The following is a 962-nucleotide window of genomic DNA, read 5'->3' as shown; positions in this document are numbered from 1 at the left end:
AGCCAATTGCGTAAACTAGAACGAAAACCATGCGGGCAGGCTTCAAGTTTATTGTCTCTCATATATTTTGCCATACAATTCTCAGCAAGGGGAGCACGACCGGAAAAAGACAGAATGAAATTACTTTTGGAAATACAACGGGCTTGTTTAATCACTTTTAGCGCTTCAGATGATAGAGGTACGCGAAATTCTGTTGTAGCGTCACGCAAACCTTTCATATTCTCAGCAGGAATAGTCCATACATCATCTTCAATCTGATCTTCACGAATATGACGCAAAGGGTTGGTACGAACGCCTGTCAGGATAAGCAAGCGCAAAGCCAGTTGTGTTATGTTTTGTGTTTTACAGAGTAACTGATAAAAGGCGGGAACATCTTTCCAATCCATTGCAGGTCTATTAGTGGTTTTATGACGTTGTTTACCTAAGAGCGCGCGTGCTTTTTCTGTTGCTTGTAAATCAACATCTAACCCTAATGCAGCCGCATGTTTGAGACAAAGATTAAGACGATTTAGTGCTTTCTCTGCTGTTGCAGCTTTTGTATGCCAGATAGGAGCAAGGGTATTGCGTATCTCTGTTTGTGTAATCTCTGAAACGGGCAGACAGCCCAATTTAGGGAGAATATGAAGGCGTAATGGTAAAAACCAATCACAAGCTTTACCATCTCTTTTTAATTCAGCTTTACGGCTTTCAAAAGCATCTAAAGCAATGTTTTTTAAATAATGAAGATTACGCATTGCCTCACGCTTTTGTTTATCGCGTTCTTTAATGGGGTCACGACCCTCATGTAAAACAGCACGCCATTGGTTTGCCAATTCACGGGCTTTTTTTAAAGAGACATGTCTTAAGGCGCCCAAGCCCATTTCACGGCGCCGACCGTGAATGGTATAACGATAAAGCCATTGAGCACCACCATCTTTACGCTTATGGAGGATCAAGCCGGCACCATCATTATATTTGCCAGC

Annotated in this window: 1 protein-coding gene; it reads right to left on the bottom strand. The window is 42.1% G+C overall.

The features are described 5' to 3' along the window. The coding region (locus tag ACFINM_RS09760) for a tyrosine-type recombinase/integrase (protein WP_375641323.1) at positions 1 to 962 on the bottom strand (962 nt) is incomplete at both ends.

Origin of the sequence: Bartonella sp. AA168HLJHH (assembly GCF_042197365.1) — a bacterium.
Lineage (GTDB): Bacteria > Pseudomonadota > Alphaproteobacteria > Rhizobiales > Rhizobiaceae > Bartonella.
This window is presented reverse-complemented; position numbering and strand designations above follow the sequence as displayed.